Consider the following 26,819-nt stretch of genomic DNA (forward strand, 5'->3'; position numbering starts at 1 on the left):
ACAATGAAGATTCGTCAAAACGACAACAGATCGCTCCGTTTTGGCGAACCTTATATTGATAATTTGTTTCATTTTTGTACATCAATTAAAAGTATAAATAAAATGAGTTATTGCGATTATATACCCATGATGAAAGAGCCTAGCCGTAGCCTTCATCAAAACTATCATGACAACTATTATGGTTTTCCTATTCATGATGATAATGAGCTTTTCGGACGCCTGATTATGGAAATCAATCAGGCGGGACTGAGTTGGGAAACCATTTTGAAAAAAGAAGAAGGCTTCCGAAAAGCATACAACGATTTTAATATTGAAACGATTGCCAACTACACAGAAGCAGATCGGGAAAGGCTGTTGGCAGATGCCGGTATCATCCGCAGCAAACTGAAGGTAAATGCAGCCATCGAAAATGCCAAAACTATTTTAGCCTTGCAAAAAGAATATGGCAGTTTTGAAAAATGGCTGGAACATCATCATCCGAAAACCAAAGAGGAGTGGGTAAAGTTGTTTAAGAAAACCTTCCGTTTTACTGGTGGCGAAATCGTAAATGAGTTTTTGATGAGCATCGGCTATCTACCGGGGGCACACGCTGAAACCTGTTCTGTCCATAAAACAATTCTAAAAACCAAACCCATGTGGTTAAAAAAATAATGAATATCAAGATACAAACTTTGATCGATCAATGGATTGCTGCCAGCAACGCATTCGACATAGAAAAATACCTTGAATTTTATTTGCCCGAAGCGATCTTAGATGATCCATCAGTAGGCAAGACGTTCAATGGTCATGAGGGCATTAAAGAGTATTTCTACCATTACTTTATCGGCTACAACACGCATACCAAACAAGTAGGGCTAAGGATAACCGACGAAGAAAATGCCCATCTGGAAGTTGAATTTACAGGCGATTTCCCCGAAGGTAAAATTGGGGGAACGTTTGATTTCAATTTCAAGAATGGCAAAATAGCTTTAGCTAAAGCGGATTTGATTCACTAAAATAATATAACAATGAATAAAGAAGATTTTGACGAGATCATTCGTCGCTCTATGAAAATTAGACAGGAATACCACGAACTGGAACTGCAACATCACGGCAGCAAATGGACGGTGGAAGAAGATGCCTTGGCGTATCTTACCGATGCAGGATTAGTAGGGCGTAATATCATGTCTGAGCAGCAACGCTGGCCGAAAGCAGGTTCAAAAGATGAATTAGAACATAAGCTAGGTGAAAATATCTGGTGGCTTATTGTTTTGGCTGAAAGATCTGGTATCGATATCAAAGATGCAATTAATAACTTTTTAACGAAAACAGATGCTGCATTGGGGTAAATATTTGTAAATAAGTCTTTCGTGCATGTTTATAAAAATTACTCAATGTACTGAGTAATTTTTAGCAGTACATTGAGTAATTCCAAAATTAACCGATATATAAAGCAATATCATTGCGACACACCTCTCCTAAATGCGTTGGGGGTACATCCCGTGTTCCTTTTGAAGAAAAAATTAAAATTAGGTTGATCAGAAAAACCCACCGCGTAGCTAATTTGATCCAAGGTCCAGGTAGTTTGTATTAAAAGCGCTTTGCATTCATCCAAAAGTCTTCCCTTAATATGCGTACTTACATTCTGCCCGGTTCGTTTTTTAAGAATCCGGTTTAAATAATTGGGATGCAGATTGAGGGAGAACGCAAATTCCTGTGCAGTTCGGAGCCGGATAGGGTTTTCATAGTTGATTTGAGAGACTTCTTCTTCCAGTAAACCAAAAAAGCGATGAATATGGTCGTACTCTTCATCTGTTCGTTGCGGAACAAGGTAATTGGATTTTCGGGCACTTTCAATCATCAGTAGTTGTATATAGGCCTGAATAGCATCATATCCCAATTCATTACCTTGCTCTTGATACATGCTTTCCCAAAGACGGTTAAAGCCGGGAAGGTCTCTGTCTTCTATCCGGATGACTGATTTTGACTTGTCTTTAAATAAGTTCAGTCGCTCTAATGTTGCTTTCAACATGGGGTGGTGATTGATAAAATCCCTTTTGAAAAGCAGGTAATATCCGGCCGATTCTCCTGAAGTCTTCTGCCATGAGATAATGTCATTGGGATGAATAAAAAGTAGAGTCGGCGTATCGATTAAATACTTGTTGAGCCCTAAGGTGAAAACTCCTTTTCCGCCGGCGATCATCAGAATTTTATAGAAGTCTCGTCGATTAGCGGAGAGGTAATTACGGCAGTCTTCAATCTCACGATTGAACACTTTGATGGGGGGACGGTCGTGGGCTTCCCGGTATATAGGTGTAAGTTCCGGGAAATCACGAAGCCGATCTATTGCTTTGTGGTCCATGCTCATTTTCATAGACGTGGTTAGTTTTCGTTCCATAAAGTTATCAAAAATCTTAAAATTTTTGGTCAGGTTTGATTTTCATAAAATCCGGCTTTTTTTTCCTATAAGAATCCTTCCCTATCCGCTGCAACTTTGTCTTAACAAAACGAAATAAAAACATAACAACTAAAAAGCAATAGTATGGAAATCAATCTCAATGAATCAAGACAGGTTGTGCAGCAAGCTAGGGCAAAGGCTATACAACTCAATGTAAATGTAAATATTGCGATACTGGATACGGCCGGACATCTTAAGACTTTTGAAAGGATGGATGACGCCTTCTTAGGATCCATGGACATCGCCATCAAGAAAGCGAAAACGGCCAGCCTTTTTAGAACCAGTAGCGAAAACGTTGGCGAATACCTAAAACCTGAAGCAGGAACCTACGGCATGGTAAACACCAACAATGGTCTGGTGGGATTTGCCGGCGGACTTCCAATTCTGAAGGATAAACGTATCATCGGCTACATCGGTGTATCAGGCGGTGCCGTTTCGGAAGACTTACAGATTGCAACCGCGGGAGCGGAAATTTTTAACCAAAATTAATTAGAACACTAATAAACATTTCATTACCAATTTTAAAACGATAAAAAAATGGAAACTAAAACAATTTTAATTACAGGAGCAGGTTCAGGATTCGGAAAAGGAGCTGCATTAGGAATGGCTAAAAACGGACACAACATCATTGCAACGGTACACGTATCATCACAAGTAACCCCGCTTCGCGAAGAAGTTGCTGCCTTAGGTTTGTCTGATAAAATCCGCGTGGAACGCTTGGACCTTACCGATCAGTATGATATCAAACAAGCCTTAAAATGGGACTTTGATATTCTTTGGAACAATGCCGGAATGGGGGAGGCGGGGCCCGTTTGGGAGATTCCGGTAGACCTGGTACGGAAAAACTTTGAAGTGAATGTTTTTCTCCCGCTGATTCTTACGCAAGGGGTGGTGCAGCGATGGGTGCGAGACGGCAAAAAAGGAAAAGTGGTATTCACCTCGTCGATGGGAGGTTTGTTTACACCTGCTAACTGGGGCACCTATGTTTCTACCAAACACGCGCTGGAATCTTTGGCAGAAGCCTTGCAGCAAGAGCTTGCAGGGTATGGTATCAAGGTACAGACCATTAACCCGGGTGCTTATTATACGGGATATAACGAAACCATGGCTGATAATCCGTTCCGTTGGTTGGATGATGAAGTCAACTTTACGAAAAGAGCAGACCTTCGCAAAGGTTTTGATGATTTCTTTGCTACACCGGAAGGAAAAATGGATCCGAAAGAAATGATAGATCGCATGATTGAAATCGTGCCGGCTGATGAAGGGAAATTCAGAAATGTAGTTCCTAAAGTGATTGAAGATATGCTCAAAGATCATCAATTGAAAGCTTGGGAGAATCGCATTTGATTTTAAAGGAAAATAAGCCTTAACCAACGTTGAGGCTTGTTTCGATCAACTAACTAAAAGTATAATCCTAATGAAACTATTATTAATTTCTCTTTTTATGATTTCATTTTCGATAGCGTCAGCTCAAAATTACAGCGAAGCGGAATTGGCCAATAAAGAAATTATTACAAACGCTTTTCACGACTGGCAGGAGGGGACGGGTAATTTTTTCGATTTATTGACGGACGATTTGCATTGGGAAATAACGGGGTCTACACCTTACTCAAGGGTCTATAACTCCAAAAAGGAATTTTTGGATCAGGTGATTATTCCGCTCAACAAAAAATTGAAGGTAAAAATCAAACCAACGGTACGTAATATTTTTGTTGACGGTGATATGGTAATTGCGCTTTGGGATGGCGAAGCTACGGCGCTGGACGGAAAACCTTATCGTAGCTCGTATTCATGGTATATGAAGGTGAAAGATGGCAAAATAACCGAAGTAGTTGCTTTTCTTGACGGGATTGAATTTAGTGATATCATGGAGCGGATACCTGTTGAAGAATAAAAACCTCAATTGTCATGACTTCTTCATATAACACCTAATTAGACCAATTAGTCTAATTAGGTGTTATCTTTGTGGACCAAATGGTTCAATATATGAAAAAATTAGAAAATAAGGTTGCGCTGGTTACAGGCGCTTCAAAAGGGATCGGCGCCGCTATTGCCAAAAAGTTGGCAACAGAAGGTGCTGCGGTGGTGGTTAACTATGGTGCTGCGCAAGCGGATGCAGAAAAAGTAGTTGCCGAAATTGTAAGCAATGGAGGTAAAGCGATTGCCATTCAAGCGGATGTATCCAAGGCCGCGGATGTGGATCGTCTCTTTGCGGAAGCGCTTAGCCGGTACGGCAGCTTGGATGTGTTGGTAAACAATGCAGGGATCTATGAGTGGGCTCCCATTGAAGCGTTTACAGAAGAAAGTTTTCACCGTCAGTTTAATATCAATGTATTGGGACTAATTTTAGCATCGAAAATTGCCGTGAATAGTTTTGGAGAAAAAGGAGGGAGCATCATCAATATTGGTTCGGTCGTATCGAGCGCTACACCTGCCGGCAGTGCCGTGTATACGGCGACTAAAAGTGCCGTTGATTGAATTACTCGTGTGTTGTCAAAAGAATTGGGCCCTCGAAATATCCGCGTAAACTCGATCAATCCAGGGGTGGTGGCTACGGAAGGTTCACGCGCTGCCGGTTTTGTGGGAAGCGAATTTGCAGAGGCCATGGCGAATGAGACACCGCTGCGTCGTATTGGTGAGCCTGATGACATTGCGGCCGTGGCGGCGTTTTTGGCATCTGACGATTCAAAATGGTTAACCGGAGAGCTTATCCTGGCGAGTGGTGGCTTGCGGTAATGTTTTTTCTATTAAAATCAATAGCTTTGCCTCTGTTGGGTAAGGCTATTTTTTATGAGAACAAAAGACTTTGATGAGAACGAGATATTAAAGAAAGCGATTTCTATTTTTTGGGAGAAAGGTTATCATGCGACTTCCCTGTATGATTTAATAGAAGGCCTCGGCATCGGGCGGTCAAGTATTTACCATGCCTTCGGCGACAAACATAAGCTGTTTGTAAAAGCGCTTGAGCGATATCAGGAGGAAGCCACCGCACGTATTGAAGCCGCCCTGAACGATGCATCCTCCGTTAAAGAGGGAATTAAGGCACTCTTGCGTATCGGTGTTGTGGATAGGCTAGACAGTGCATGCCCTAAAGGATGTTTTAAGGTGAATACGGAGGTAGAGCTTGCTACCCATGATGAATTGATCAGGAAGGTGCTGCGCGAGGATGAACGGCTAATTGAAGAGGCACTGATCAAAGCGATTAAAAAAGGACAGGCTGACAGGCAGATCAACGCTTCCAAAGATCCAAAGGTACTTGCGCATTTTTTATGTAACACCATCACGGGGTTGCGCGTGTATTCCAAAGTTCGGAGCGATCGTTCATTTTTCGAAGGCGTCATCGAAACGGCCTTGTCGGTGTTGGATTAACCATGTATATCTGTTCGCAAGCGTACACCTAGGTGTTCGTAATCGCACATTGATTAGCGGGGAAAGGGGCCGCTGGATGTCTTTTATCAACAAATAAGTAATTTGGCAGCTTTATTGAAGGTGATGGTTACACCCGATAATCTGCATACGATGTTAAAAAATTATCTCAAGGTAGCTTGGCGAAATCTGGTTAGAAACAAGGTACATGCCATGATCAATATTTTTGGTCTGGCATTCGGTATGACCATTAGTATCTTGATTGCTTTATGGATTTGGGATGAGGTGTCATTTAACAAGCGCTTCAAAGATAATGAGCGTATTGTCAAGGTATTACACCATTCTTCCGACGGCCTTCATATCAATACCTTTAATACGATATCCATTCCGACAGCCGAAGAACTCAAAGATAAGTTTGCGCAGGATTTTGAGGGAATCGCCTTGTATCGTAATGGGCGAGCAACGCTGACAAAAGAGAATGGGGAGGAGAAAGCCATTAGCCAGGGTTTTTATGCTGAACCTGCATTCCCTGCTATTTTATCTCTGAACTTAACAAGGGGATCTCTTGGTGATTTCACCGACCCATCCACCATCTTAATCAGTGAACGCCTTGCGGCGGTTCTTTTTAACCAAGAGGATCCAATAAATCAGACTATTAAAATAAACAATGAATCGTCTGCAAAAGTTATTGGTGTTTACCGGAACTTTGCACCCAATACCGATTTTAATAAACGGGACTTTATTCTTCCCTGGAGTCATTTGCTTGCGACGAGACCATGGGTTAAAAGGGCTTATAACCAATGGAATAATAATTCCTTTTATATTCTAGCTAAAATAGCGAAGCGTGCTGATTTAAAAAAGGTAACTAATAAAGTAAAGAACCTGCTGCTGGGTAAGCCTAATCGGGATGATCATCCCGAGATTATCCTTCAACCTGCTTCTGAATGGCATCTGTACAATGAGTTCAAAAATGGCAAAAATGTGGGCGGTAATATCCAGTTTGTGTGGATGTTTGGATTAATCGGCGTTTTTGTATGTCTATTGGCCTGTATTAATTTCATGAACCTCAGTACTGCGCGATCTCAGAAGCGGGCAACCGAGGTGGGGATTCGAAAGACAGTTGGATCTTCGAAAGCGTATTTGATTATTCAGTTTTTAAGCGAATCTGTACTGATTGCATTTTTTTCGGCTCTTGTAGCCATCGTATTGGTTTGGCTAGCCTTGCCTTGGTTCAATAACCTAGCTAATAAGGAGATTGTTTTTCCATTGCAGGCTCCGCTATTTTGGTTGGCCATTTTTCTGTTTGCACTGTTGGCCGGGCTGTTATCCGGAAGTTATCCGGCGCTATACCTGTCTTCATTTAAACCGGTGGGGGTGTTAAAAGGCGTGATGAAGGTGGGACGCTTTGCGGAGATATCGAGGCGCTCGCTAGTTGTTTTTCAGTTTACGGTTTCGCTTTCGCTGATTATCGGAACGGTAATCATTTATCAGCAGATAAACTATGTCAAAAACCGACCGTTGGGTTATAATCAAGACGGCTTGATCAGTGTGGAAATAAATACACCGGATTTAAGGTTGCCAGGTGTTTATAATGTTTTGCGGAACGAGCTGCTGAATTCGGGGTATGTAGAGAACATGGCTGCGGCCTCTAATACTGCCACCGGCATCAATAACCATTTTGATGGCTTTGATTGGCCGGGGAAACAGCCTCATATCAATCAAAGTTTTGGCGTCTCTTACGTGACGCATGATTTTGGAAATACGGTAGCATGGGAATTTAAGGAGGGACGGGGTTTTTCAAGGGATTTTCCGACCGATAGCAATGCGGTTATTCTGAACGAAGCTGCGGTGCGGTATATGGCTTTACAGCATCCGGTGGGAGAGACGATAAAATTCGAGGATGTGCCCTATAAGGTAATTGGTGTGATTAAGAATGTGTTAATGGAATCGCCTTTTGAGGAAGTATACCCCAACGTATTTATGCTGAGTTACAATAACCTGGAAGCGATAACGATTAAGATCAAACCTAACGTAAGCACTGCGAAGGCGCTCAAAGCAATTGAGGTCGTACTAAAAAAATATGATCCGGCATCGCCATTTGCCTATAGTTTTGTGGATACAGACTATGCAGATAAGTTTTCCTTTGAGCAGAAAATAGGGAGCCTGGCTTCTTTATTTGCCGGCTTTGCTATTTTTATCAGTTGCTTGGGCATTTTCGGTTTAGCAGCGTTCATGGCCGAACAACGGACCAAGGAGATTGGCGTACGGAAGGTGCTGGGAGCGACGGTGTTCAATCTCTGGATTTTACTATCAACGAACTTTTTGCTGTTGGTCGTCATTTCCTTTTGTTTGGCGATTCCTATTTCGTGGTATATGATGGAAAATTGGTTGGCCGATTATGATTATCGTACGAATATTTCCATATGGGTCTTTGTTTTAACTGCGGTTGGGGCGGTGGTTCTTACCCTGGCTACCGTGAGTTTTCAAACGATAAAGGCAGCCTTGGCAAATCCGGTAAAATCGCTGAGGAGTGAATAGATTTTGTTTGCAGCGCTATATGGCGTGTCAGTTTCAGTTTTTCTTTCCGATCCAGCCTAAGTGAGTATGTTTAAAATCGTCATTAAACTTTAATCCATAGCCAAGCGCCCGATCCATGGCCGAATGTCCAAATAAAATGATGCCGGATAAGCCGAGCATCTGACTATCCAACCAATATGCCAAAATTAAAACGACAATGGCTAGTAATTTATGATGAAAAAAGTTATAAAGTGCGGCACCTACCCGTGGGTTGATCACATAACCAAGCATAGAAAGGTCCGGTAAGAGCAAACAGGCAGGGAAAACCCACCAGCTATAGTCCAGTTGGCTGAATAGGAGTATGGAAAGTAAAAGCTGTCCTAGTTCTTCCAGTTTTAATAGCGTATTCATCAAGGTTTTTATCTTGTTTAGGAACTACCCAATGTGTCGAGTAAACTTACTTAATACTGTGCATAAATCAAAACTGTCGAAAGCTCAATTTTTCCATTAAAACTTGTTTAAGCTACTAATCCGTTGTCTATTGATTTTTGTCTTTTACCTTTTATTTCTAACTTTACAATGGTTGTAATCTTCTTTTGCGACCGCCTACACAAGGTGTCTTGATTTTCGTAGTCAATGAAATCTTGTTTAGAAATGAATTACATGTTTTGAATAATGATTAGAGGACTTTACGAGACGCATATACAGGTGCGTGATCTAGAAATGGCAACCAAGTTTTATACAGAAGTATTGGGACTTAAGTTTGCACATCGTGATGAAACAAGGCCAATCGTTTTTCTATGGATTGGCCAAGATAAGGAATATATGTTGGGGCTTTGGGAAACCAAAGAAAACTTTCAGCCACGGCATTTTGCATTTAGGAGTACGAAGGAAGATATCTTAAACCGGGCACAACAGTTTTTAACAGACAGAAGGCTTCAGCCTTACAATTTTCTTAACGATGGAAGTGTGCAACCTATGGTGTTTGCTTGGATGCCGGCTTTGGCGATCTATTTCAATGATCCGGATGGCAATCAGCTGGAATTTATTTCAATTTTAGATGGTGATGGAAAACCTGAATTGGGGGTAATCTCGTATAAGGATTGGTTAAACCAATAAGACCTCCTTAAGCATCTCTAAAGACCGGAAAGTAAGCCACCGAAGAATCACTTATGATGCTTTCTGTTTTTTCTTATTTAATAACAAGTGTATGTTGGTGTTAGATAAGAAATTTAATTTACTACGACGATATCTTGCATCTAAAAAAGAAAATAAGTAAATTTGAATATAGGTTTAGGTTTTAAACCCCTCCTTACCGCCCGGTACAACATGGAGGGGTTTTATTTTTTCAGCATTTTCATAGCGCTACTTAAACAAACTGTACATTACCGCACAGTAGTTGTTCGTATCCGAACATGATTTAAATGCCTAAATAGGGTTTTGTGAGCTACAGGAAGGCAATTTGGCTTTTGGCTTTGTAATTGTGCGTTTCTGTAGTAATCCGTTCATTATGCTTATTAACTACTTAAAATCTGCCTGGCGTACACTGTGGAAAGATAGGTATTATGCCCTTATCAATGTCTTTGGCTTAGCGGTATCGACCGCCGTATTTCTATTGTTAATTCATTTTGTCCGCTTTGAATATAGCTATGAGAACTTTATTAAAAAAGCAGATGATTTGTACCGCGTAACGTTGGACAATTATAACGGATCTGAATATGTGGATACCGATTGTGAAACTTTCCCGCCCTTAGGGCCATTTTTAAAACGGGAAATGCCGGAGGTGCTGGATTTTGCCCGGTTACAAATGTTGGAGGATAATAATGAGATTCAGTATAAGCATCGAGCTTTCCGGATTGAGCATATTTATGCGGCGGATCCTTCTACTTTTTCTTTATTTGAAGTGCCTTTCGTTAAAGGAGATGCCGACAGTTTTCATCGACCCTATCAATTAGTCTTATCTGAAACGGAAGCAAAGCGAATTTTTGGATCGGAAGATCCCATTGGAAAAACTGTTAAGCAAGAAAATACGCTATATACGGTTACCGGTGTTTTTCAGGACTCACCGGCAAACACACACCTTAAGCTGGATGTATTGGTTTCTTTCTCTTCATTGAATGCATTAGGCTGGTCAATCGATGATAATTGGGGAGGAAATAACAATTATCTATATATACAATTGCCGCCAAAAATAGATGTCAACGCCTTTAATGCAAAACTACATGCGCTGACGAAGAGCAAGTTAAATGAAAGGGTCAGAAACGTTTTTAATGCGGAACCGATTAAATCAATCCACTTGCATTCGCATAAATTCTTCGAACCGGAGGTGAATGGCGATGTTAAAGCGGTTAATTTTCTGGCCGTTATTGCGCTGTTGATCTTGTTGGTGGGATCGGTGAATTATGTGAACCTTACCACGGCAAGAGCGTCTGATCGGGTGAAAGAGATTGGTATGCGTAAATTGTTGGGCTCTTCCAAAGGACTGCTCATTCGCCAACTGCTCTTAGAAACGTTGATTATTAATGTGGCAGCTATAGGTTTTGCGATGTTGTTGATCGTTACAGTCTTACCTTTTTATAGACAGCTGATTGGGCGGGATAATCCGGTTGACCTGCCGGGTACTGGATTCTTTTGGTTGAGCATCGCCTCTTTACTTTTGTTTAATTGCGTTATTTCGGGACTGTATCCGGCTTTTCAATTGGCGGCTACTAAACCGATTAAGGTGGTAGGCCGAGTCTTTACGACCGATAAAGAGGGTAGTTTCTTTCGTAAAGCGCTTATTGTGGGGCAGTTTGTAGCTGCCATGGTGGTGCTATCAGCCACCTTAATCGTTTTTCAACAATTGAAATTTTTAAAAAACCAGGATATCGGTTTAAACCCCTCGGAACTATTGGTAATCCGTGGGCCAAAAACTGGTGCTGATTCGCTACGTAGCCAAAAAGGTCTGGCCTTTAAGAATAGCTTGCTCGCCTTGCCCGAAGTGGAGAAGGTCGCACTTTCCGATGCGGTGCCTACAGCGCTGTATGATGTTAGCACTTCTGTGGGAATCACACGTTACGGTGCTACCGACAAAAATCGATATAACTACAATCTCTATGGCATAGACGAAGACTTTGTTCCTACCAATGATATCAAATTATCAGCAGGTAAGAACTTTGAAAAAGGGTCACTAAATGAAAATAAACTCATTATTAACGAAACGGCGGCAAAATTGTTGGGCTTTGAAAGTCCGGCAGCCGCGGTAGGTGGACTGATCGATTTATGGGGAGCCAAAAGAACGGTTATAGGTGTAATACGTGATTTTCATCAGCATTCTTTAAAGGAAGCCGTGCCACCAATGATCCATTGGTATAGCACAAGAAGTGATTTCTTTACCGTAAAGCTACAGACCGACCATGTTGCGAGCAGTTTGCTGACGATTGAGAAAGAATGGAAAGCTGTCTACCCTGAATATGCCCTGAATTATCATTTTATGGACGAACTATTGGATCAGCAGTATCAATCTGACCGTCGATTTGGCGAGGTAGTGGGTGTTTTCTCCGTATTGGTGCTTCTGATTACCTGTTTGGGTGTTCTGGGTTTAACTACCTATACTATTCATAAACGTACCAAAGAGATCGGTATTCGAAAAGTGCTGGGCGCTTCGATACCTGATATCGTAAGCTTATTGTCGTTTGAATTTGTAAGATTGATTGCACTGGCTTTGGTAGTGGCAATTCCCATAACCTGGTATGCCATGAACAACTGGCTGCAAAATTATGCGCTGCATATCCAGATCCCTTGGTGGGTGTTTGGGCTGGTCGGTTTATTTGCAGTAGGTATCACAATATTAACCTTAAGCTATCAGACGGTTAAAGCCGCTTGGATGAATCCGGTTGAGTCCTTAAAAAAGGAATAAATATACTGATAGGTCCTGATAAACCCCGAAGGCTATGTCTTTAAATACTGATTTAAGTAGCTTGCAGTAACACTGGTTTTGTTTTTTAATAGCTGTTCTACGGTTCCTTCAAATACAATTTCACCGCCGTATTTTCCGGCCCCGGGCCCAATATCAATAATCCAATCTGCTCTGGCAATGATGTCGAGGTTATGTTCAATTACAATAAGCGTATTGTTTTGATCAACCAGCTGGTTCAGAAAAATCAATAATTTTTCGGTGTCGCTAGGATGGAGGCCTGTGCTCGGCTCATCCAAAATAAGGATATTGCCGGAACCACTCAGCTCTTTTGTTAATTTCAGGCGTTGTCTTTCTCCACCTGAAAAAGTATCTAACCGTTGACCAAGCGTTAAGTATTCCAATCCCAACTGAATTAACAAGTTAAAAGCTTTTGAAAACAGGGGTTCAGGAAAAAGGGAAATTGCATCGGTGATGGTCAGCTTCATCACATCGGCAATGCTCAACTTGCGGTAAGTATATTGCAAAACTTCGGGGTCATATCCCGAACCGCCACATACCTCGCATGGTTGTTCGATGTCGTCTATAAATGCAAGATCAATCTTTTCTACTCCCAAGCCTTTGCAGTTTTTGCAGGCCCCTTCGCTGTTTCTGCTAAATAGTTTTTCTGATACCTGATTGGCGTCAGCAAAGAGCTTTCTAAGGGCATCAGATAAATGAAGGTAGGTTAATACATTGGATCGGACATTGCTTACGAAGGCCGATTGATCAATGATGGTGGCTTGGGGATAAAAATCCGGTAGTACACCATGAATTAAGGTGCTTTTTCCGGAGCCGGCTACACCGGCGACAACGGTAAAGACACCTTCGGGAATGCGCACGGAAACGTTTTTTAAATTATTTTTGGTGGCATTTTTGATTTCCAGATATCCCTTAGCCTTGCGTGGATTTTTATTGAACGAAGGACGCTGTGCGAAATAGCGGCCCGTTTTTCCATCCGATTGCTTGAGACCTGCAAAGCCGCCCTGGTAGATGATTTCGCCGCCATTGCTGCCCGATCCCGGCCCCATGTCTACTACTTGATCGGCTATTTTAATGAGATCCGGATCGTGTTCTACGATCAGCACGGTATTTCCTTTGTCTTTTATCTGATGGATGATCGAAGCGATATGTTGAACGTCCTTTGGATGCAAACCAATACTGGGTTCATCAAAAATATAAAGTAAATCGACCAAACTACTGCCAAGGTATTTCACCATTTTAATCCGCTGCGACTCGCCACCGGATAATGTGTCTGTTCGCCGGTCCAGCGTTAAGTATTGCAAACCAATATCGCAGATGTTTTGGAGCTTTTTGGTTATTTCCTGAAGAATGACGGCATAGGCTTCGGATTGTAGGTTATTAATGAAATGCAATAACTCATCGATAGCTAATGCGGTGCAATCTGCTATATTTTTTCCGCCTATTTTACAAGAGAGTACCTTCTTATTTAATCGTTGTCCTTTACAGGAAGGGCAAGTTTGTATACTTATTATCTGCTTTAAGGCCTGTTTACGTGTATGATATTCCTTGGCATCTTTTCGTAAAAAAGCTTGTTCAATTCGCGGGATTACGCCCTCATACTTTACCGTCTTGCCCCAGTTTTTATCGGGGTGCGGAGGTTTATGCTCCGAAGCATAAAGTAACCTATTCCACTCGTCTTCGGTATAGTCCTTCAGTTTTTTATCGTTGTCAAAATAACCGGCATATACATAGCGGGTCCAACGCCAGCCACCAGGCTGGAAGGTTGGAAATAAAATAGCGCCTTCGTTTAACGACTTCTCCTTATCGATGAGTGCGGATACGTTGACGGTCTGAACAAAGCCTAATCCCTCACATTGTGGGCACATGCCCTGGGGGTTATTAAAAGAAAAGACATTAGAATACCCTACAAAAGGCTGGCCCATCCGCGAAAACAGAAGCCGTAAAGGAGCATATACATCGGTTGCTGTGCCGACCGTAGAACGTGCATTGCCCCCTAATCTTTTTTGATTGATAATGACCGGAACATTGAGATTTTCAATCCGATCTACATCGGCAACGCCATAGTGCTGTAAGCGATTTCGGATAAAACTACTCTGCGTTTCATTGATCTGCCGTTGTGCCTCTGCACCAATGGTTTCAAACACCAAGGATGATTTGCCGGAGCCTGAGACACCCGTAAAAACGGTGATACTTTTTTTTGGAATCTCGAGTGAAATATTTTTAAGGTTATTTTGCCGTGCATGGATGATTTTGATAGAAGACATGTTTTTTTATTAACTTTGTTAATAGTTAACTAAGTTAACCTTTTTTTGTTTTATGACAAACGCGCAGAAACGGTTTTTTGAAGTTTTTACGGATCTTCAGTGTTATATATTAGCTAATATGAACAAAGGTGATTTTAATGGAGTCACCGCAACGCACTATAACTTAGTGGAGTATATATACCGCAAAGGGAAGACAACGGGAAAGAAATTGACGATGGATTTCGGGATCAGTGCACCGGCCATATCCCGACAGGTTAAGTTTTTACTGGAAAATGATTTGCTATCTCAGGAGCAAAGCGATGAAGATCGGCGGGTTTTTTATCTCAAAGCAACCGACAAAGGGAAGTTGTTAATAGATGCTTCAGAAAGCTTCCGTGAGCACGTTACCAAACAAGCAAGCGTTATATTGTCGAAAAAAGAGTTGGAAGATTTAGCGTATTTATTGAATAAAGTATTGACTAAAATTAAATTGTGAACACCGACAATATAATTGACTGTGCAAACAAAAATAAAGGCAATATTCCATATGTTGTTAAAAATCAATTTATGAAATGATGAAGCGTTTATGAAGACGAAAATTATTGTTGCGATAGGTGGCATGCTGGTACTTGCTTCCTGCAAACCAACGGAAGCTATTGACCTAAGGAACACGATTAGCGCCAATGACGAATACCTAAAAGATATCATACTAAGTGAGCGAAGCCCGGAAGAGGCGAAATTGAATTGCTTGGTAAACGACGATTTTAAGGGCGCCTTATCAGCGATTGATAAACAGGAAGCGCAATTTGATTCCTTGATACAAAGAACTTCTGCTATTTCTGTTAGGAACGTGAAGGAAGGGGAGGCCTTAAAACGAGCGGCGGTTGATTATTATCAAGCGTTGAAGTTGCTACATATGGCCGATCGGGAAGAGGTTATGCAACAAGTAATAACGCATGGCGTGGATACCACAAAAATTAGGCTAGCGCAAGATAAAATCTTGGAATTGTTGGAGCGAAAAGGAAAGTTATTTCAGCAGGTATACGATAAAGATGAAAAAATGCGTAAGGCACTCGATCATTTTAATAAAGAAAATGGCTTATAAAGATACCCCTTGGCGCAGTAGGTCATGGGGTATCTTATTTTACAGCGTTTTACGCTAATAATCACTACATTAAAGCACATTAATCATCCCAGTAGTCTTCTTCATAGTCATCGTAAAAGTCCTCGGGGTGCCTGCTTATCGGAACATCCTTCACAACCATTATATTGGCGCGGCCAAGGTCGACATTGATCATGAAGGAAGGTATTTCTGCTGAAAAACGCCAATTCCCGCCGTTTAAATAAACATAGCCACCGCGATAGGGATCATAAAAGGTATGATAATCGCGAAAATATACATGGCGACTTGCGTCGTAGTGATGTGCCAATGCCCAGCTAGGTAGCCCATGCTTGCGGCGTTCTTTTAAGTATTCTTTACGACGTTTAGCCGACTCACGATAGTACTCTTTTTCTCTCTTTCTTTCTTCACGCGCATATTCTGCCCGCTTTTTGTCGCGCTCACGATAATATTCATATCTTTTTTTATCTGCTTCTTTACGTCGCTCCCAATACTTATCGTCCTTTTCGTGACGTTGCGCATGTACTTGGCTTTGTCCCACAATTACCACCGTGAAGGCGGCAACTGCTAATAATATTGCTCTTTTCATGTTTGCTCAATTTAATGAAAGCGTCAAAGCGAAAAATCGTTCCAGCTTAATGGCGCTTTTAGTTTTGACTTTAGAACATAGGAAAGGTTTATTGTGCCCGCGTACATTTCGCCCTTTTGGCTACGACGATGTTCCTTTTGGTTAAATTCGCTAGCTAATGATGCCTGATCTTTGCTGAAACGATACATCAGCAAAATGAACGTGCAAAAGAATACGATCTTAATTACTGGCGGAACGGGAGGTTTCGGCTACACCTTTGCTTCTAAACTGATTGCACTGGGTAACACGGTTATCATTACCGGGAGAAATGAACAGAAACTCCAAGACATAAAACGTAGACTTCCAGCTGTACACGTGATAAAGAGTGATGTGGCTCAAGTGGAGGACATTTGCGAGCTGTATGATCATATTGCAGTACAATTTCCAAATCTGAATATGCTTATTAACAATGCAGGAGAAATGCGTAAAATAAGTCTACAGCAGGCGCAGGATCTGAACGACATTACCCGTGAGGTGGAAATCAACCTAATGGGGCCGATCCGGATGATACAAGCTTTTTTGCCTTTACTTAAAAAGCAACAAAAGGCACTTATTCTCAATGTAACTTCGGGTATTGCACTCTCGCCTTTTGCGATATCGCCCATATACAGCGCGAGTAAAGCTGGCTTACGTTCGTATACACAAGCATTAAGGGTGCAGTTAAAAAATACAGATATCAAAGTAATGGAATTAGTGGCTCCCGGTTCCTCGACATCATTGAACGATAAGTTTATGCAGGAGGATGGTTTTAATGCGAAGATGCTGATGGCACCGGAGAAAATTGTGGACGCCGCTATCAAAGGAATACGGCAAAATAAAGAGGAAGTGTTCCCTGGTCTTGCTAAAGTGATGCGTATGGTAAGCCGACTCGCCCCGAAGTTAATGATTGCACAGGCGGGCAAAATGGGAGCTTCATTTATGTATGGAACTAATCGCACGAAATAATGAGAAATTTACTTTTTACGACTGCCTTGATCTGGATGGCATTTGCGGCATCTGCTCAAAATTTACCTGCCGATAAAATAATAGGCGTTTGGTTTAGTGAAGATTCAGATGTAAAGCTTAAATTTGAGATATATAGATCGGAAGGTAAATACTTTGGGAAGCTGCTATGGGCTTCGACGATGTTTGAAGCGGATGGAAAAACACCCAAAAAGGATTCGAAGAATCCGGATAAGAATTTGCGAAACAGATCTCGACAGAACATCGTCAATCTTCGTGATCTTCGCTACTATCAGGGTGAATATGAGGAGGGAACGTTATACAATCCGGACGATGGACGAACATATAACGTGAAAGCGAAATTAAAAAGTGCCAATGAATTGGAATTCCGGGGTTATGTAGGCATTTCGCTGCTGGGTAGAACGAGGCAATTTAAAAGAATTCAATAAGCTAAATGATTTGATCATGATAAAGCATATTATATCACTCATCCTACTATTAATCTCTGTCTTCCTGTCTTTTAAACATGGATGGGATTCATTACATGTCAAAGATCATCCGGAATCTGCCAAGATGATGGCTGAGTTGGGTATCAAAGAGTCTTATGTCCCGATCATGGGAATCGTGATGATCCTTATAGGGCTTTTGCTGTTGTTTCCGAGAACTTTCTTTCTCGGGAATGTGCTGAACACGGTGTCCATTCTTTTAATTATGGCCTTGGCGTTAAACGCAGGAAACACAAAAATGGCTTTGATCGAAATACCGTTTTTAATCATGCCCTTAATATTGATTTGGCTGAAGTATCCATTTGAAAGCTAAACTCTGTTATGTCAAGTTCAAAACCTGTCAGAATAAAATCAATTACGGAGGGGCATCGCTTATCCGGACTACCCAAACCTCATCACCCGCTTATTAGTATCGTTGATTGTGCGGACTTAAAGGGAAATTCGTCTGTAACGGCGGCGGTTTTTGATTTTTATATGATATCGCTGAAAAGAGGTTGTGATAAGTTGATTTATGGGCAGCAGCGATATGATTTTGATGAGGGGGTGATGGCTTTTATTGCGCCTGGGCAAATTTTGCGCGGAGAAGAGGGGAGCACACCACCGAACTTAGAAGGTTGGATGTTATTTATTGATCCTGCTTTTTTTTGGGGCACTTCGCTGGCAAAAAAAATCAAACAATATGAATATTTTGGTTATGCCGCTAACGAGGCTTTGTTTCTTTCGGATAAGGAAGAGGCCCTTATTAACAGTATTATTGACCATATTAAGCAGGAATACCATACAAATATTGATAAATTTAGCCAGGATGTGATTATCGCTCAATTGGAATTGTTGTTTGCTTATGTGCAACGCTTTTACGAGCGGCAATTTATTACCCGAAAAATTACCAATCATAAAATCCTGGAACGTCTGGAAGATGTGTTAGCATCTTCTTTCAATAAGGAAGATTTACTTTCTAAAGGTCTGCCGACCGTCGGTTACATCGCAAGCGAACTTCATATTTCGACGAAATATTTAAGCAGTTTGCTGAAACAGCTGACGGGGCAGACCACCCAACAGCATATTCACGAAAAACTGATTGAAAAAGCGAAAGAGCAGCTTTCTACTTCCGATTTGTCCGTCAGTGAAATCGCCTATGCACTAGGTTTTGAACATGCTCAGTCGTTCAGCAAACTATTCAAAGCCAAGACCAAACAAAGCCCCCTGGAGTTTCGACAGTCTTTCAGCTGATGATTATACGTTAAAGACGCCGCTCCTGTTCCGTAATAGGACAATCGTTAATGCTAGCGTAGCGTTTCCGCATCAACCCATTTTCATCGAATTCCCACATTTCATTTCCGTAACTTCGATACCATTGTCCTTCGGCCTGATGCCATTCATATTCAAAACGGACGGCAATGCGGTTCTCTTGAAAGCTCCAGAGCTCTTTCTTAAGCTTATAATCTAATTCCCGCGCCCACTTTCGGGCAAGAAAAGCTTTCACCTCTTCGCGTCCATTGATGAACTCCGAACGGTTGCGCCATTCGGTATCGATGGTATAGGCAAGGCACACCTTTTCGGGATCGCGACTGTTCCACGCGTCTTCTGCTAATTGTACCTTTTGAAGTGCTGTTTCGTAGGTGAATGGCGGTAAAGGATGTTTCTGTTCCATATATTATCAATTTAAAAACTATGTATTAGGCTATTGGGGCAGGCTGTCTAAAAAGGCCAGTATATCTGCGCCGATCTCGTTCACATGGGTTTCGAGCGCAAAGTGGCCGGTGTCATAAAATTTTACGCTTGCATCGGGAATGTCTCTTTTATAAGCCTCTGCGCCGGGTGGCAAAAAGAAAGGATCCTTGTTGCCCCAAACAGCTAAAAGCTTGGGTTGATAGGTTCTGAAGTATTCCTGAAAGCTTGGATATAAAGCAACGTTATTTTTGTAATCTCTTAACAGATCGAGCTGGATTTCATCTGATTCGGGGCGATCAAGAAAATACTGATCCAGGGTGTACGATTCAGGGGCTATTAAGCTTGGATCGGATACACCGCTAAAATACTGAAACTTGGTTCCTTCTAATGTAACGAAGCCTCGGAGTGCATCTCTGTTTTCCAGCGTATCTTCTTTCCAGTACTTTTGAATAGGTCCCCAATCGGAGCCTAAACCTTCTTCATACGCATTGCCATTTTGAGAGATGATACCGGTGATTTTTTCAGGATTGGCGAGTGCCAGACGATAACCCGTAGGCGCGCCGTAATCGAATACATAGATGGCAAATCTTTTAAGGTTTAATTTGTCAATAAAAGCCTGCATGGTTTTCGCCAGATTATCAAATGTATACGTAAATACCGTTCTGCTAGGTGCATCGGAGTAGCCAAAGCCGGGAAGATCAGGCGCGATTAGGTGATAACGATCAGCTAAAATCGGGATCAAACTCCGGAACATGTGTGATGAAGTTGGATAACCGTGTAGCAATAAAAGCGTTGGCGCTTCTGTCGGGCCGGCTTCACGGTAAAAAATATTGATGCCGTTAGCGCTCAGGGTATGGTAATGAATCGAATTTGTTTTCATGTTCTATTGTTTTGCTTATCCAAAATTATTTCAGATATTTGATTATTAAAAACGATTTATTATGATGTAATAAATCATTATTTATGATTTATGAATACAAATGACCTAAGGATATTTGAGGCCGTGGCATTGCATAGTAGCTTTACACGGGCCGCAGAAGCGATGTTTACCGTGCAGTCGAACGTAACGGCGCGTATTCGCAGCTTGGAAGAGGAGTTTGGTACATCGCTTTTTGAACGAAATGCAAAAAAGGTGGCATTGACACCGGCAGGTGAAGTGCTGATGCAATATGCTAAAGAGATTACTCACCTGCTGGATGAAGCGAAAAGAGAGGTCAAAAATATTGATGTCTTGACGGGATCATTGAAAATCGGATGCATTGAAACCACCATGGCGCTTCGTGTTCCGACGATTCTGCATGATTTTGGTGCGGCCTACCCACATGTAGAGTTGGAATTCAAATCAGCCATGCGACCGGAATTGGTGCAGGATGTACTTGACTATAAGCTAGACGCGGCTTTTGTTTCGGGTCCTATTAGCATCTCCGGTCTAACGCAGGAAATCATTCACGAAGAGCAATTGGTTATCTTGGCGCATAGGAAGGCCGCCTCCTTATCATCGGAATTAAGCCGGCATGCAATCCCTAAGATTGTTGTATTTGATCAAGGCTGCGTATTCCGGGAAAGATTGGAATCGCTATTAAGCGCAAAAGGCATCGTACAGTATAGGCCTATTGTAGTGAATTCCATTGAGGGCATTATAAATTTTGTAGAGGCGGGTTTGGGCATTAGCATCTTGCCCGAGCAGATTGTCAGTTCCTATTATGCAGCGAGAGAGATCAAGACTTTCCCGCTGAGCAAGTCGCTCGGAACGATGACAACAGTCCTGATCTCGCGTAGCAACCGCCGTTCATCCAAGCTGATGCAAGTGTTTATTGATATGTATAAAAATCAATCGAAGCATTCGAACGTGGAGCAATCAATATGACAGCTCTTCACATTGAAAACCATTCGTATGCAACACGCGAATGATGCTAAAAGCATCATTGCGCGGGGTATCGACCCGTAAGATTTTATCGCAATCCTCTAGATCAAAATTCCATTTCGCCCACGGTTGAATGCTATCTAAATAGGGCTTTAGTTGCCGGATATCCTCTTCGCGCTGTACGGAAGTTTTAAATATGTAAATCATCTGATAAAATTTTATTATAAACCCTTTTTTCCTTCCAGCCAATAACCGTGTGAGACTATTTTACCCGCGTTTCTGGCTTTCAAAACCTTCCGGAATGTTCGGACCGATTTGGCGTTCCCGGTTAGGACAAAGTTGGATTGCTGCCATTCGGTCGATTGGACAACGGGTAGCGCGTCCACCCATTTCTCATCACTAAATGCGTCGTTCTTATCAAATACGGTGCAATTGCTCAATGGCAACAGCGAGACGATGTCGTGATTTTCTTTTTCCAGTTCCAAATAGAATTGAAACTGATGCCGGTTTTGTATAAGCACCGGTAAGAAAGAACAGGCAAGTCCTAAGGATGTTTCATCGCCAAAAACGACGTACTTTGCGGCTGTTGGCTCATAATACTTGTACTCTCGGGGCGGATTGATGTTAACCGTGTCGCCAATATCGAGCTTACGCATAAAGCAGCTTCCGGGTGCTTCACCATGTATATGCGCAATGAGTTCAAGTCTTTCGCGCATATCGTCAACATAAGAAACGGTATATCGCCTGGCCTCTGTATCACTTACCCGGAAATCGATAAAACTTCCTACACCGAAATTGAACTTTCTAAAATTTCCTGTAAATTGAATTCTCTTGACGGTATCGGATAGGTATTCGACCTTGGTTACCTCCATCGTTGATGACTTAGACGATAAAACACGGTCGAAAACATCGAATACCCATTTGGGAGCGCTTGGCATAATCTTTATTTTTTTGAACAAAGAAACCACGAAACGACCGCGCAAAGAAGGTTGAAACAGGGTAAGTATTGGACTAATCAAGGTTTTTCTTTCGAAAGCTTAATGCCGTCATACCAACTATTTTGGTGAACAAACGAGAAAAGTAGGGATAATCGTCATAACCTAGCTCGAACGCGATTTCTTTTACCGATTTGTTGGAATGATAAAGTAAACGTTTCGCTTCAAGTATGATACGTTGCTGAATGTGATAGCGTACGGGTTGGCCGGTGCTTTTTTTGACACACTCGTTTAGGTAAACAGTGGAGACCTTTAATCGCCTGGCGTAATCAGTGGGTCGTTTTATGAGCGTGAAGTCCTTTTCCAGGATGGATTTGAATGTTTTGGTAATTACATCGAAGCGGGAAAGGGTTTCCGTTGGTTTGGTAAGTGCTGAATATTGAGAGGTAATTAAGGCGACTAAAGCATTGCAGCTCTCTCTGAGTATGATGTGATATAATTTTTCCTGTTTCCGTTGAAAATGTTTGATGCAGAGCGACATGCTTTCGGAGACGAGACTAAAAGCTTCCTGACTCAATCTTAGCGGCTTTGCGGGTGCTATTTCTTGCAGTGTATTGAGAATTTCGGGGTGAAGGTTGTCATGACTGATGATAAGTACACGGAAGTTCGCTTTCTCAACGCCGATTACCCGATGTACCTGATTGGGCTGTATATACATGAGCGCAGCGCCGACGACTTCATAGCGTTGAAAGTCGATCTCGAACGTGGTTGTTCCCTGGTCCTGAATGCAAAATAAATGATAGTCGTCCCGATGCGCTTCTGCCGCGGGCTTATGTAATTCTACATCCCTCGACGAGGCCGTTTCGAGGAAAATACCCGTTCCGAATGTACTGGCCATCGTATTTAAAGGAATGGTATGGGCACGTCGGTTCATGGCTTTTTAGCGTATGTATTGTTCTGACAAAACTAATAGATGTTTCTTTTATTCGGGATAGAATACGCAATTTTTTATGGCTTATCTTCTATCTTTCGCTTAATCCAATCGATAAAATCGGCGTATTTAAGGAGTTGGCGCTCGCGTTTATCCAATCGTAAGTCATCCAGCTGGGTAAACCACTTCTCGGCAATGGCTTTTCTCTTTGGCATGCTGCAGCGTCCGGGGTCTAGTTGGACCAGCTTAAAAATAAACTTCTCTATTTTGAACATCCCACCTTGCTTACTGAATGCCCGTTTATAGGTCCGGATTTCGTAGTGAAGGTATTCGAGATTATCCAGTTCCATGTGTACCAGTAGATGCAGTAGCCATGTAGAACGGTATATGAGCTGACTACTTACTTCACGCTCACGAAGAGCCAGCTGCAGGTATTGGTTGGCGTCTGACCAGCGGCCTTGCTGAAAGTAAGCCAAAGCGGTAAAAAACAGTAAGGCATTGTGCTCGTCGCGATAGTAAAAGTTATTCTTTAGCAATTGTTGTTTTTTGAGCGATAGTACAAGTTGAAGGGCTTCTTCGTCCTTACGCAACTGCGTGAGCATATTGAGTCGGTAAACGTGATGAGTTTGGCTTGCCTCGCGGATGAAATGCTCGGGGTATGCGCCCTGAGATAGTTTGTCTACACGATGGATGAAATACTGCATTTCGACATAATAGCCAATGGTTCGTAGACTATCAAGAATGCCTCGTAGCGCAGAAAGATAGTCGTAGGGCGGGAAATTCCACATATTTTCGTGAGCCTCGATTAGCGTGTTCAATTCTTTGAACATTTTTAAGGCTGCGTGATACTCACCGGTGCGGATGAAAAAGAACGATTGGAAGAGCAAATGAACTTTCTTTGATTCAAATTGATGACGCATCCCTCGATTGGTGATACTTAATTCGCTCAATACCAAATCAGTTATCTTCTTTTGGTCTTGGGAAACAAGCTCATGATCGTGATTTAGGCGCTGGGTTAGCAGCTGATACAGCGATTGATGCTCGTGGATCTGCTGCATGATACGCAATAGGTTCCGTCCGAGCATTTGTTGATCTACCAGTGTCTGTTCCGGTACATCGGGAAGGCCTATATCAGTTAGATAACCCAGCTCCATGCGTAAAGATTGATATTGAATGTAGGGATCTTCCGCTTCTATTGCAAGTTTCCTGGCTTTCTTCAATTCTTTTAAGGCCATCGAAGGAAGTGAACGCTCAAAGCATAAACGAGCTTTCATGAGCGCTTGATAACGTGCATACCAGGTATCTTGTTCAATTCGTGTTTGGATGAGCATATTGCTGAGTACCTTGTATAAATAAGCTGCGGTATTTTCAAAAGATTTTCCAGGGAAGCGCGCAGCAAACAAACTTTCAGCCTGCTGGTCAGGTGCTACCCGATATTGTGTCAGCAGATCGAATAAAGCTACATATTCTTTGTGAGCCCTTTGCCCGGCGCAGTGTTGTTTGAACTGCTTCCGCTCCGAAACAGATAGTCCACCGATCAATTTTTCCAGTTCAAGCTTCAGCATATTAATAAATTCAGGAAAATAAAATAATAGTCTGTTTACAAATGGTTGTTAGTGAGTGTTATGTGGTAAATATAGAGATTAAAAAATAAAATTACGATTCAGGAATTATATGAATTTGTGTCTATTTTGAAACTGTTAAGGGACTATCTTTGAAAATAGATAAAGCTGCACAAGGCAGTTGATCAAATTATAAACTTTTTCCTTAGATCATATATGAAGAAAATTATCGTAGCAGGTAGTATGAACATGGACATGGTGGTCAAAACAAGTCATATTCCCCGACCGGGAGAGACTGTATTAGGCGGGTCTTTTTTTATGAACCCCGGTGGCAAGGGCGCCAATCAGGCCATCGCGGTAGCACGCTTGGGTGGGGATGTTGCTTTTATTGGAAAGATGGGCGATGATATCTTCGGCAAACAGTCAGCCCAATTATTCGAGGAAGAAGGAGTGAACACGCAGGGTATTGTTTCGGATGCTGCGCTGCCTTCCGGCATTGCCTTGATAACCGTTGATCAAAAGGGAGAAAACAGCATTGTGGTGGCACCGGGAGCGAATGCGAACTTGAAAGCGACCGATGTGGAAAAGGCGCTTACCTATTATCCCGATGCGGCATTGCTGCTTATTCAGCTCGAAATACCCATGGACACTGTGGCTTACACAGCCAAAAGGGCCAAAGAGAAAGGGATGAAGATCATCCTGAATCCAGCGCCCGCAAATGAACTGCCTAAGGAAGTGTTTGAATTGATGGATATCATAACACCGAATGAAAGTGAAGCCGAAATGTTATCGGGTATACGGATAGCTGACCTGGACAGTGCCGGGCAAGCTGCTCGGAAGATACAAGCAAAAGGTCCCAAGCAGGTAATTATTACCATGGGAAAGCAGGGCGCTGCGGTGTTGGAGGATGATGCATTCTTCCATGTTCCTGCACCAAGTGTGGAAACCATCGATACTACGGCTGCGGGCGATGTATTCAACGGGGCTTTGGCCGTAGCGATCGCTGAGGGTAAGCCTCTGCGCGAAGCGACAAACTTTGCCTGTCGGGCTGCTGCTATTGCCGTAACCCGTTTGGGCGCGCAATCATCCATTCCTTATCGGAATGAGGTGCTGATGAGTATCATCAGCTAGCAATATTGAACCAATTAACCAAATTTTAAACGGATTATGTTTATTGTAGAAACCTATACGCTGGCGGTCGTATGCTGCCTAATTACCATGCTCTGCTGGGGTTCATGGGCTAATACGCAAAAGTTAGTGCAGGGGCAGTGGCGGTTCGAACTGTTCTATTGGGATTATGTATTGGGCATCCTGCTGTTTGCACTGCTCGGTGCATTCACGCTAGGTAGTTATGGTGAGGGGGGAAGGTCTTTTTTACAAGACTTGGAGCAGGCAGAAGCCGCTAATATCCGGAGTGCACTGATAGGCGGTGTGGTATTTAATTTGGCAAACATCCTGCTCACAGCCGCCATCGCTCATGCGGGTATGGCGGTGGCCTTTCCACTTGGCATTGGCCTGGCCTTGATTATTGGCGTCGTATTGAACTACGTGCTGGCGAGTAAGGGAGATCCTCTTTTGCTTTTTACGGGTGTCACCTGTGTGAGTGTGGCCATCATCCTGAACGCCTTGGCCTATCGTATGCATCGAGGTGGAAATATGGATAGTCGCGCTACGGGAAAGTGGATTGTCGTTTCGATCATTGCGGGGATATTGATGTCAACCTTTTATCCCTTTGTAGCGGCCGGCATGGACCTCTCGGATTTTAGGACACCCGCTGTAGGAAAGATGACGCCTTATACCGCTTTTGTGATTTTCGCACTCGGAATCGCGGTGAGCAACTTGTTTTTTAACAGCTTCTTGATGCGGAGACCCTTGGAGGGACCGCCTATCGCATATAGCATGTATTTCCGCGGCCCGCTGCGCATGCATACAGTGGGACTTCTGGGTGGCGCTATCTGGGGGCTTGGAAATCTCTTTAACCTGATTGCCGCCGGAAAGGCCGGTCCGGCGATTTCCTACGGGCTGGGACAGGGGGCTACTCTGGTTGCCGCAGTGTGGGGCGTGTTTGTCTGGAAGGAGTTTCAAGGTGGGAGCAAAACCGTTAAATTTTATATAACATCCATGTTTCTGCTTTTTATTATCGGTCTCGGATTGATAATAATGGCGGGAAACTGAACC

General features: G+C 42.5%; 29 protein-coding genes and 1 pseudogene. 20 read left to right on the plus strand and 10 right to left on the minus strand.

The genetic code is table 11. The features are described from left to right. Positions 1 to 3 precede the first annotated feature (3 nt). From E0E36_RS06675 to E0E36_RS06685, 3 genes are read left to right on the plus strand one after another with little or no spacing between them, the layout of a single operon-like run. Positions 4 to 651, plus strand: coding sequence for a DNA-3-methyladenine glycosylase I (locus tag E0E36_RS06675; RefSeq protein WP_242627145.1), 648 nt, complete (start codon positions 4 to 6; stop codon positions 649 to 651). Continuing rightward, the gene (locus tag E0E36_RS06680; RefSeq protein ID WP_130855282.1) at positions 651 to 995 is read left to right on the plus strand and encodes a nuclear transport factor 2 family protein; all 345 of its coding nucleotides are present in this window, start codon (positions 651 to 653) and stop codon (positions 993 to 995) included. Before E0E36_RS06675 ends, E0E36_RS06680 begins: the two co-directional genes overlap by 1 nt. 12 nt (positions 996 to 1,007) lie before the next feature. Next, positions 1,008 to 1,328 carry a nucleoside triphosphate pyrophosphohydrolase family protein gene (locus E0E36_RS06685; RefSeq protein ID WP_130855283.1) on the plus strand — a complete coding sequence of 107 codons (321 nt, stop codon included), beginning with the start codon at positions 1,008 to 1,010 and terminating at the stop codon, positions 1,326 to 1,328. A 110-nt stretch (positions 1,329 to 1,438) separates the two neighbouring features. Here the strand turns inward: E0E36_RS06685 and E0E36_RS06690 are convergent, their stop codons facing one another. Further along, on the minus strand, positions 1,439 to 2,377 hold the full coding sequence (locus tag E0E36_RS06690) for a helix-turn-helix domain-containing protein (RefSeq protein ID WP_130855284.1): 939 nt from the start codon (positions 2,375 to 2,377) through the stop codon (positions 1,439 to 1,441). A gap of 144 nt (positions 2,378 to 2,521) precedes the next feature. Between E0E36_RS06690 and E0E36_RS06695 the strand changes: the two genes are divergently transcribed. The 6 genes and pseudogenes from E0E36_RS06695 (at position 2,522) to E0E36_RS06720 (ending at position 8,341) form a co-directional block, all read left to right on the plus strand. Further along, entirely contained in the window at positions 2,522 to 2,926 is a 405-nt protein-coding gene (locus E0E36_RS06695; RefSeq protein WP_130855285.1) for a GlcG/HbpS family heme-binding protein, read from the plus strand. Between the two features lie 48 nt (positions 2,927 to 2,974). Beyond that, positions 2,975 to 3,784, plus strand: coding sequence for an SDR family oxidoreductase (locus E0E36_RS06700; RefSeq protein WP_130855286.1), 810 nt, complete (start codon positions 2,975 to 2,977; stop codon positions 3,782 to 3,784). Between the two features lie 70 nt (positions 3,785 to 3,854). Next, positions 3,855 to 4,331 carry a nuclear transport factor 2 family protein gene (locus tag E0E36_RS06705; protein WP_242627146.1) on the plus strand — a complete coding sequence of 159 codons (477 nt, stop codon included), beginning with the start codon at positions 3,855 to 3,857 and terminating at the stop codon, positions 4,329 to 4,331. 92 nt (positions 4,332 to 4,423) lie between these two features. Beyond that, a pseudogene (locus E0E36_RS06710) lies at positions 4,424 to 5,173 on the plus strand (SDR family NAD(P)-dependent oxidoreductase). 54 nt (positions 5,174 to 5,227) lie between these two features. Next, positions 5,228 to 5,806, plus strand: a complete 579-nt coding sequence (locus tag E0E36_RS06715; protein ID WP_130855287.1) for a TetR/AcrR family transcriptional regulator — start codon at positions 5,228 to 5,230, stop codon at positions 5,804 to 5,806. 150 nt (positions 5,807 to 5,956) lie between these two features. After that, positions 5,957 to 8,341 (plus strand): ABC transporter permease, encoded by a 2,385-nt coding sequence (locus E0E36_RS06720; protein WP_242627147.1) that lies wholly within the window; start codon positions 5,957 to 5,959, stop codon positions 8,339 to 8,341. 33 nt (positions 8,342 to 8,374) lie between these two features. Here the strand turns inward: E0E36_RS06720 and E0E36_RS06725 are convergent, their stop codons facing one another. Then, positions 8,375 to 8,731, minus strand: a complete 357-nt coding sequence (locus E0E36_RS06725; protein WP_013667591.1) for a DUF4260 domain-containing protein — start codon at positions 8,729 to 8,731, stop codon at positions 8,375 to 8,377. A gap of 264 nt (positions 8,732 to 8,995) precedes the next feature. On the opposite strand from E0E36_RS06725, the gene E0E36_RS06730 reads away from it, so the two are divergent. Both E0E36_RS06730 and E0E36_RS06735 read left to right on the plus strand, forming a co-directional pair. After that, complete coding sequence (locus tag E0E36_RS06730; protein WP_130855288.1) at positions 8,996 to 9,439, plus strand: VOC family protein; 444 nt, start codon at positions 8,996 to 8,998, stop codon at positions 9,437 to 9,439. 391 nt (positions 9,440 to 9,830) lie between these two features. After that, positions 9,831 to 12,218 (plus strand): ABC transporter permease, encoded by a 2,388-nt coding sequence (locus E0E36_RS06735; protein WP_130855289.1) that lies wholly within the window; start codon positions 9,831 to 9,833, stop codon positions 12,216 to 12,218. 32 nt (positions 12,219 to 12,250) lie between these two features. Here E0E36_RS06735 and E0E36_RS06740 read toward each other — a convergent pair whose 3' ends face one another. Further along, entirely contained in the window at positions 12,251 to 14,503 is a 2,253-nt protein-coding gene (locus tag E0E36_RS06740) for an ATP-binding cassette domain-containing protein (RefSeq protein ID WP_130855290.1), read from the minus strand. 118 nt (positions 14,504 to 14,621) lie between these two features. Between E0E36_RS06740 and E0E36_RS06745 the strand changes: the two genes are divergently transcribed. Both E0E36_RS06745 and E0E36_RS06750 read left to right on the plus strand, forming a co-directional pair. Continuing rightward, a complete protein-coding gene (locus E0E36_RS06745; RefSeq protein ID WP_242627148.1) occupies positions 14,622 to 14,978 on the plus strand; it encodes a MarR family winged helix-turn-helix transcriptional regulator in 357 nt (118 codons plus the stop codon). Positions 14,979 to 15,068: 90 nt separating this feature from the next. Next, positions 15,069 to 15,587, plus strand: coding sequence for a hypothetical protein (locus E0E36_RS06750; protein WP_130855292.1), 519 nt, complete (start codon positions 15,069 to 15,071; stop codon positions 15,585 to 15,587). Positions 15,588 to 15,666: 79 nt separating this feature from the next. Here E0E36_RS06750 and E0E36_RS06755 read toward each other — a convergent pair whose 3' ends face one another. Further along, a complete protein-coding gene (locus E0E36_RS06755) occupies positions 15,667 to 16,191 on the minus strand; it encodes a hypothetical protein (RefSeq protein ID WP_130855293.1) in 525 nt (174 codons plus the stop codon). 195 nt (positions 16,192 to 16,386) lie between these two features. On the opposite strand from E0E36_RS06755, the gene E0E36_RS06760 reads away from it, so the two are divergent. Genes E0E36_RS06760 through E0E36_RS06775 form a run of 4 tightly spaced genes read left to right on the plus strand, consistent with a single transcriptional unit; the run spans position 16,387 to position 18,908 of the window. Beyond that, the gene (locus tag E0E36_RS06760; protein ID WP_130855294.1) at positions 16,387 to 17,175 is read left to right on the plus strand and encodes an SDR family oxidoreductase; all 789 of its coding nucleotides are present in this window, start codon (positions 16,387 to 16,389) and stop codon (positions 17,173 to 17,175) included. After that, positions 17,175 to 17,621 (plus strand): DUF2147 domain-containing protein, encoded by a 447-nt coding sequence (locus tag E0E36_RS06765; RefSeq protein WP_130855295.1) that lies wholly within the window; start codon positions 17,175 to 17,177, stop codon positions 17,619 to 17,621. Before E0E36_RS06760 ends, E0E36_RS06765 begins: the two co-directional genes overlap by 1 nt. 16 nt (positions 17,622 to 17,637) lie before the next feature. After that, positions 17,638 to 17,991, plus strand: a complete 354-nt coding sequence (locus tag E0E36_RS06770) for a hypothetical protein (protein WP_130855296.1) — start codon at positions 17,638 to 17,640, stop codon at positions 17,989 to 17,991. An 8-nt stretch (positions 17,992 to 17,999) separates the two neighbouring features. Then, on the plus strand, positions 18,000 to 18,908 hold the full coding sequence (locus tag E0E36_RS06775) for a helix-turn-helix domain-containing protein (RefSeq protein WP_130855297.1): 909 nt from the start codon (positions 18,000 to 18,002) through the stop codon (positions 18,906 to 18,908). Between the two features lie 10 nt (positions 18,909 to 18,918). Here E0E36_RS06775 and E0E36_RS06780 read toward each other — a convergent pair whose 3' ends face one another. Then, positions 18,919 to 19,329: a nuclear transport factor 2 family protein gene (locus E0E36_RS06780; protein WP_130855298.1), complete on the minus strand. Its 411-nt coding sequence runs from the start codon at positions 19,327 to 19,329 to the stop codon at positions 18,919 to 18,921. Positions 19,330 to 19,359: 30 nt separating this feature from the next. Beyond that, positions 19,360 to 20,229: an alpha/beta fold hydrolase gene (locus tag E0E36_RS06785; RefSeq protein WP_130855299.1), complete on the minus strand. Its 870-nt coding sequence runs from the start codon at positions 20,227 to 20,229 to the stop codon at positions 19,360 to 19,362. Positions 20,230 to 20,319: 90 nt separating this feature from the next. On the opposite strand from E0E36_RS06785, the gene E0E36_RS06790 reads away from it, so the two are divergent. After that, on the plus strand, positions 20,320 to 21,216 hold the full coding sequence (locus tag E0E36_RS06790) for a LysR family transcriptional regulator (protein WP_130855300.1): 897 nt from the start codon (positions 20,320 to 20,322) through the stop codon (positions 21,214 to 21,216). Here E0E36_RS06790 and E0E36_RS06795 read toward each other — a convergent pair. The 4 genes from E0E36_RS06795 to E0E36_RS06810 form a co-directional block, all read right to left on the minus strand. After that, positions 21,208 to 21,420 carry a hypothetical protein gene (locus E0E36_RS06795; protein WP_013667579.1) on the minus strand — a complete coding sequence of 71 codons (213 nt, stop codon included), beginning with the start codon at positions 21,418 to 21,420 and terminating at the stop codon, positions 21,208 to 21,210. The genes E0E36_RS06790 and E0E36_RS06795 overlap by 9 nt on opposite strands. 14 nt (positions 21,421 to 21,434) lie before the next feature. Then, the gene (locus E0E36_RS06800; protein WP_130855301.1) at positions 21,435 to 22,151 is read right to left on the minus strand and encodes a siderophore-interacting protein; all 717 of its coding nucleotides are present in this window, start codon (positions 22,149 to 22,151) and stop codon (positions 21,435 to 21,437) included. A 73-nt stretch (positions 22,152 to 22,224) separates the two neighbouring features. Then, positions 22,225 to 23,082 (minus strand): helix-turn-helix transcriptional regulator, encoded by an 858-nt coding sequence (locus E0E36_RS06805; RefSeq protein ID WP_130855302.1) that lies wholly within the window; start codon positions 23,080 to 23,082, stop codon positions 22,225 to 22,227. Positions 23,083 to 23,156: 74 nt separating this feature from the next. After that, positions 23,157 to 24,644: a hypothetical protein gene (locus E0E36_RS06810; protein ID WP_130855303.1), complete on the minus strand. Its 1,488-nt coding sequence runs from the start codon at positions 24,642 to 24,644 to the stop codon at positions 23,157 to 23,159. Positions 24,645 to 24,857: 213 nt separating this feature from the next. On the opposite strand from E0E36_RS06810, the gene rbsK reads away from it, so the two are divergent. Both rbsK and E0E36_RS06820 read left to right on the plus strand, forming a co-directional pair. Further along, on the plus strand, positions 24,858 to 25,772 hold the full coding sequence (rbsK, locus tag E0E36_RS06815) for a ribokinase (RefSeq protein ID WP_130855304.1): 915 nt from the start codon (positions 24,858 to 24,860) through the stop codon (positions 25,770 to 25,772). A gap of 87 nt (positions 25,773 to 25,859) precedes the next feature. Next, a complete protein-coding gene (locus tag E0E36_RS06820; RefSeq protein WP_242627149.1) occupies positions 25,860 to 26,816 on the plus strand; it encodes a GRP family sugar transporter in 957 nt (318 codons plus the stop codon). Positions 26,817 to 26,819 lie beyond the last annotated feature (3 nt).

Origin of the sequence: Olivibacter jilunii (assembly GCF_900607235.1) — a bacterium.
Taxonomy (GTDB): Bacteria; Bacteroidota; Bacteroidia; order Sphingobacteriales; family Sphingobacteriaceae; genus Olivibacter; species Olivibacter oleidegradans.

Coding starts and splice junctions, on each gene's coding strand:
- E0E36_RS06675 (WP_242627145.1), top strand. CDS start 4: ATGAAGATTCGTCAAAACGACAACAGATCGCTCCGTTTTGGCGAACCT.
- E0E36_RS06680 (WP_130855282.1), top strand. CDS start 651: ATGAATATCAAGATACAAACTTTGATCGATCAATGGATTGCTGCCAGC.
- E0E36_RS06685 (WP_130855283.1), top strand. CDS start 1,008: ATGAATAAAGAAGATTTTGACGAGATCATTCGTCGCTCTATGAAAATT.
- E0E36_RS06690 (WP_130855284.1), bottom strand. CDS start 2,377: ATGGAACGAAAACTAACCACGTCTATGAAAATGAGCATGGACCACAAA.
- E0E36_RS06695 (WP_130855285.1), top strand. CDS start 2,522: ATGGAAATCAATCTCAATGAATCAAGACAGGTTGTGCAGCAAGCTAGG.
- E0E36_RS06700 (WP_130855286.1), top strand. CDS start 2,975: ATGGAAACTAAAACAATTTTAATTACAGGAGCAGGTTCAGGATTCGGA.
- E0E36_RS06705 (WP_242627146.1), top strand. CDS start 3,855: ATGAAACTATTATTAATTTCTCTTTTTATGATTTCATTTTCGATAGCG.
- E0E36_RS06715 (WP_130855287.1), top strand. CDS start 5,228: ATGAGAACAAAAGACTTTGATGAGAACGAGATATTAAAGAAAGCGATT.
- E0E36_RS06720 (WP_242627147.1), top strand. CDS start 5,957: ATGTTAAAAAATTATCTCAAGGTAGCTTGGCGAAATCTGGTTAGAAAC.
- E0E36_RS06725 (WP_013667591.1), bottom strand. CDS start 8,731: ATGAATACGCTATTAAAACTGGAAGAACTAGGACAGCTTTTACTTTCC.
- E0E36_RS06730 (WP_130855288.1), top strand. CDS start 8,996: ATGATTAGAGGACTTTACGAGACGCATATACAGGTGCGTGATCTAGAA.
- E0E36_RS06735 (WP_130855289.1), top strand. CDS start 9,831: ATGCTTATTAACTACTTAAAATCTGCCTGGCGTACACTGTGGAAAGAT.
- E0E36_RS06740 (WP_130855290.1), bottom strand. CDS start 14,503: ATGTCTTCTATCAAAATCATCCATGCACGGCAAAATAACCTTAAAAAT.
- E0E36_RS06745 (WP_242627148.1), top strand. CDS start 14,622: ATGAACAAAGGTGATTTTAATGGAGTCACCGCAACGCACTATAACTTA.
- E0E36_RS06750 (WP_130855292.1), top strand. CDS start 15,069: ATGAAGACGAAAATTATTGTTGCGATAGGTGGCATGCTGGTACTTGCT.
- E0E36_RS06755 (WP_130855293.1), bottom strand. CDS start 16,191: ATGAAAAGAGCAATATTATTAGCAGTTGCCGCCTTCACGGTGGTAATT.
- E0E36_RS06760 (WP_130855294.1), top strand. CDS start 16,387: ATGAACGTGCAAAAGAATACGATCTTAATTACTGGCGGAACGGGAGGT.
- E0E36_RS06765 (WP_130855295.1), top strand. CDS start 17,175: ATGAGAAATTTACTTTTTACGACTGCCTTGATCTGGATGGCATTTGCG.
- E0E36_RS06770 (WP_130855296.1), top strand. CDS start 17,638: ATGATAAAGCATATTATATCACTCATCCTACTATTAATCTCTGTCTTC.
- E0E36_RS06775 (WP_130855297.1), top strand. CDS start 18,000: ATGTCAAGTTCAAAACCTGTCAGAATAAAATCAATTACGGAGGGGCAT.
- E0E36_RS06780 (WP_130855298.1), bottom strand. CDS start 19,329: ATGGAACAGAAACATCCTTTACCGCCATTCACCTACGAAACAGCACTT.
- E0E36_RS06785 (WP_130855299.1), bottom strand. CDS start 20,229: ATGAAAACAAATTCGATTCATTACCATACCCTGAGCGCTAACGGCATC.
- E0E36_RS06790 (WP_130855300.1), top strand. CDS start 20,320: ATGAATACAAATGACCTAAGGATATTTGAGGCCGTGGCATTGCATAGT.
- E0E36_RS06795 (WP_013667579.1), bottom strand. CDS start 21,420: ATGATTTACATATTTAAAACTTCCGTACAGCGCGAAGAGGATATCCGG.
- E0E36_RS06800 (WP_130855301.1), bottom strand. CDS start 22,151: ATGCCAAGCGCTCCCAAATGGGTATTCGATGTTTTCGACCGTGTTTTA.
- E0E36_RS06805 (WP_130855302.1), bottom strand. CDS start 23,082: ATGAACCGACGTGCCCATACCATTCCTTTAAATACGATGGCCAGTACA.
- E0E36_RS06810 (WP_130855303.1), bottom strand. CDS start 24,644: ATGCTGAAGCTTGAACTGGAAAAATTGATCGGTGGACTATCTGTTTCG.
- rbsK (WP_130855304.1), top strand. CDS start 24,858: ATGAAGAAAATTATCGTAGCAGGTAGTATGAACATGGACATGGTGGTC.
- E0E36_RS06820 (WP_242627149.1), top strand. CDS start 25,860: ATGCTCTGCTGGGGTTCATGGGCTAATACGCAAAAGTTAGTGCAGGGG.